This window comes from Aeromonas sp. R3-1 (assembly GCF_040908345.1).
GTDB lineage: Bacteria > Pseudomonadota > Gammaproteobacteria > Enterobacterales > Aeromonadaceae > Aeromonas > Aeromonas veronii.
The window spans coordinates 1-3,706 of record NZ_JBFODN010000120.1 but is presented as its reverse complement, the minus strand read 5'-3'; the positions used below and the strand labels follow the sequence as shown (position 1 = coordinate 3,706).

Annotated in this window: 2 protein-coding genes and 4 pseudogenes; 2 read left to right on the top strand and 4 right to left on the bottom strand. The window is 41.2% G+C overall.

Translation table 11 applies throughout. The features are described from left to right. Nucleotides 1-153: 153 nt before the first annotated feature. Nucleotides 154-864 carry a hypothetical protein gene (locus AB5Y85_RS07340; RefSeq protein WP_368221300.1) on the bottom strand — a complete coding sequence of 237 codons (711 nt, stop codon included), beginning with the start codon at nt 862-864 and terminating at the stop codon, nt 154-156. 48 nt (nt 865-912) lie between these two features. After that, on the bottom strand, nt 913-1,275 hold the full coding sequence (locus AB5Y85_RS07335) for a helix-turn-helix domain-containing protein (protein ID WP_101531741.1): 363 nt from the start codon (nt 1,273-1,275) through the stop codon (nt 913-915). 276 nt (nt 1,276-1,551) lie between these two features. Here AB5Y85_RS07335 and AB5Y85_RS07330 point away from each other — a divergent pair. Further along, a pseudogene (locus AB5Y85_RS07330) lies at nt 1,552-1,701 on the top strand (helix-turn-helix domain-containing protein); the annotation flags it as partial. Nucleotides 1,702-1,854: 153 nt separating this feature from the next. On the opposite strand, the pseudogene AB5Y85_RS07325 reads toward AB5Y85_RS07330, so the two are convergent. Together AB5Y85_RS07325 and AB5Y85_RS07320 are read right to left on the bottom strand one after the other, a co-directional pair. Continuing rightward, nucleotides 1,855-2,148: pseudogene (locus AB5Y85_RS07325) on the bottom strand (integrase core domain-containing protein); the annotation flags it as partial. Nucleotides 2,149-2,164: 16 nt separating this feature from the next. After that, nucleotides 2,165-2,431: pseudogene (locus tag AB5Y85_RS07320) on the bottom strand (IS110 family transposase); the annotation flags it as partial. Between AB5Y85_RS07320 and AB5Y85_RS07315 the strand changes: the two are divergent. After that, nucleotides 2,432-2,759: pseudogene (locus AB5Y85_RS07315) on the top strand (DDE-type integrase/transposase/recombinase); the annotation flags it as partial. Nucleotides 2,760-3,706: the final 947 nt, after the last annotated feature.

Here is a 3,706-nt window from a genome sequence, read left to right as displayed (position 1 = left end):
AGCATTGGGTGCCCAAACTATGCTATAGATAGCATCGCCGCTGTGATTTACAGCCTCATATATGAAGTGGTAAATTACACTACAGACTAGGACCGAAAAACTTGAAAGTAAAAACAAGTTTTTTCTTATCATAACTGTTGCCTCATTATTAATTTAAAGGTCAGCTAATCTGACTTTGGAAATATATTCGCCCATTAAGAATGAATAAGGAGTCCTGCATGCTATATCAAGTTCTGTGCTACTCTGTATTTTATCTAAAATTAATTCGACCCCTAGTTCTTCTTTAATGTAAAAGCATGTGTCAATATATTTGTTTACATCGACGCATAGTTTTGGAGGCGGACCAATGCGTATATAATTAAATACATCACATGGGATTTCAATTTTTTGTTTTTGATGCCAATCCCCCCATGAAATATTTATTAGACATCCTGAATCATGGATGTAATATAATGTTTTATTTAGTTTGTCATTAATTGACATCGCATTTATGTTAAGATCTAAGATAATGCTGATGTTAAGCTTACTTAATCTTTTAATCATTGAGATTAAGTCATTGGCAATGATGTGAAGTATTCTTTCCTCGACCTTAAATAAAACAGAAAATGGTCGGCGTTCTTGCGGGCGCAAGGATGAACAACACTCTTCTAATAATGATATCTGTGTGAGAGTTAATTTTATTAGACTGTCTGTAATACAATTCTTATAAAAAGAGTTTGCATCTAAATTCAATGGCCTAAAATAAAAACTGTACATTTTTAATTTTGGGTTTTTACAAAAAGCATCCTGTATATAAAGTTTAGTGTAATTGGCGTCATTAAACGATTCTGTGATATCAAACGTAGAAGATAGATTAAAGATCATATATCCTCCTATTAAAAATTGTTAATTACTATCTGTGTATTAAATATTTCAAAGTTGAGTTTCGCAGTCTTCTTTAACTTCAAGACCAGATCTCTCAGGGTTGAAAACATATCCTTTACCTGATATGTTAATTAAGCACAAACAGTCTTCATCGACTTTCTTAATAAACTGTCTGATATTTGAAAGTGAAACAGATACTGTGTTGTACCCAACAACCCTATCCTTCCAAATCTTACTTAATAACTCTTCTCTTGTTATCAAGCGTCCTTCATTTTTAATTAGATATGCCAGTACATCACAATCCTTTTTTCCTAACCTTGAGTTGACACTTGTTCCATCTATAGCTTTGTAATGGACAATGCCACTATTTAAACAAAATGAGAGCTTTTTGTTTGTGTGTGTAAGCTTCATGATTAAGTATTCCTCATTGAGTTTGGCTTAAGTTTAAATTTATTTTTTTATTATCTCTTCGTGTGATATTAAAGTAATGAAAATAAAATAATAAATTATGTGAAATGTGAATTTCCTTGCAAAACAGCATGTTAGCGATTTTTTGTGAAAAGGTGATTCAGATGTTGATGCATGGTAATGGTATTCACCTGACTGTTGTCCCACACAAGGGAGTGGTCATATGGCTTCAAACCGGATAAAAAAACAGTACCCTACAGTGTTATCTGGAGTCACTGTATGACCATCAACAAGAAAATAGCACGTCGCAAATTTAGCCTGCTAGAGCTCGCCAAAGAGCTCAATAATGTCAGCAAAGCCTGCAAGCTCATCGGCTACAGCCGTCAGCAGTTCTACGAAATTTGCCGTAATTACCAGAGCTATAGTGCCTAGGGCTTGCTCGACAAATTACTAAGTTGTAAAGAAAGGGGCTGCTCACGAGTATTGGCAGACAATTACACTGTCAGCTCCGCTACAATAACCTTGGTCTTTTGGCAATGTAAGCGTCCAATCTCTTCTTTCCAGGGAGACCTTGTGTAGTGGTTAACTAAATCCGGACACTTGGTTAGGCCATTCTTCGGCTTTTGCTGGCGGTATCCCGTCATTGTGTTGATGTGGACGCTGTCAGTTGTAGTAATCCATCAGGTAATAACTGATATCTCGTTTCGCCACTCGCAAGCTCATATATTCCATAGCCGGGAGCCACTCTGACTTCAGGCTTCTGAACAACCGCTCCATCGGGGCATCTCAGCAGTTACCACGACGACTCATGCTCTGGGTCATACGATAGCGCCACACTCGTTGCCGAAATGCCCGGCTACCATATTGGCTGCCCTGGGTGCCCTTCTAAGAGTCAAGTCGTTATTTGAGTGCTGTTGAACAACCGGTTTTGATTGCGTAACAACGTATAGACTTCACACGAAATATAACGTTTTAGGTAACGTAGTGCTTCCATTTTTGAGTGACCCTCAGCTACCCGTTTGACCACATATTCTTGTGTTTTCGTATAGGTACGCAATCGCCCTATAGCGATAATATGCAGAGCACTATTGGCGGCACGATTAAGTCTGTGACGATTTGTTTTACCGGAAGATACGGGGACTGGGCTGACGCCTAATAGATGGCCATCCGGCGGCGCAAGCCCAAGCAGCCGGTAATGGTGCATTCGGATCAGGGCAGCCAGTTTACAGGTGGTGAATGGCAGGACTTTCTGAAGGCCCACAACCTGAGTTGCAGTATGAGCAGACAGTGGCAACTGTCACGACAACGCTGTCGCCGAGAGCTTCTTCCAGTTGCTCAAACGGGAGCGGATCAACGCAGGATTTACGTGACAAGAGACCGATTATATAGAGATGTTTTACAACCCAATCAGGCGTCATGGTTCCAATGATGGGCTATCGCCGGTAGAGTTTGAAAGGCAGTTTATTTTTCAGCAACAGAGTGTCTAAAAAACTAGTAACGATTCAATTTTAAAATGATTTAATTAAAGTGTAATGCTGTCATGGCCGAAAATTTACACCCACAGTTTTTTAAATTTGTGGGAGTGGACCAGCAAACGTTACCAGATTAATTTTAATAAAGGTCTTCTCAAGGTGTTTACAGAGAAAAGAAATGCGGCTTAGTGCAGCCCTTCGGACTTGAATTCGCCGGTTGATTCAATATTCACCAGCACGAAGCAAAGCATGAGATCAATTACCATCTGATCGGTGACTAAAACTGGCGGCCTCACATCAACACAGTGATGGGATGCCGCCGGAAAAAGTCTAACTTAATCCTAACCAGGTGTCTGGATTTTTCTGGCCACTACCCTTGGCTAAGGGTTAAAGGGCCACACATATGACTTGACGGGTGTAATTACCAATAGACGCACTGATGTGCCCCCCATCTCTCATAAGGTATGAAGGATAGCTAGTGGCGCCCGAAGTGTAGCGTGTCCAATATGCATCATATGATGGTAGCCCTGCGTACTTAAAGTCACAGATAGCAGTATAAACTTCGCGCATCTCCGAAGTTGTCGGGAGGCGCCCCCTTTAGCGCTACAATAAGCGACAGCATCATTCATGGTGAAATGGCTGATCCTTGTGCCTGTGCTACCATGAGGAGCTTTATCAGTGATGTAAGTGTTGGGAGTAAACCCTTCTGCCACATCGTGATGGTAATCCCGTGGCAACATATAGGTTTTTCCCCCGATAGAGAGGTTTTCTCGCTCCTCCCAAATAAAGGTCAGCGGAGTTGCAACATTCTGCCCTCGATGGCGTTGTTTCCCAAATCAGCCAGCAAGTCATGACGTTCCCAGCCCTGGGTGAGCGCTACACTCGGGGTTTTCTGACAGGTAGGCCAAGGGCATTCAGTTTGTTCATCGCACATACGTATACCATGGCCTCTCCCACTTGAC

Bases quoted from the DNA above. Each gene is read 5' to 3' on its own strand.
- AB5Y85_RS07340 (WP_368221300.1), bottom strand. From the start codon at position 864: ATGATCTTTAATCTATCTTCTACGTTTGATATCACAGAATCGTTTAAT.
- AB5Y85_RS07335 (WP_101531741.1), bottom strand. From the start codon at position 1,275: ATGAAGCTTACACACACAAACAAAAAGCTCTCATTTTGTTTAAATAGT.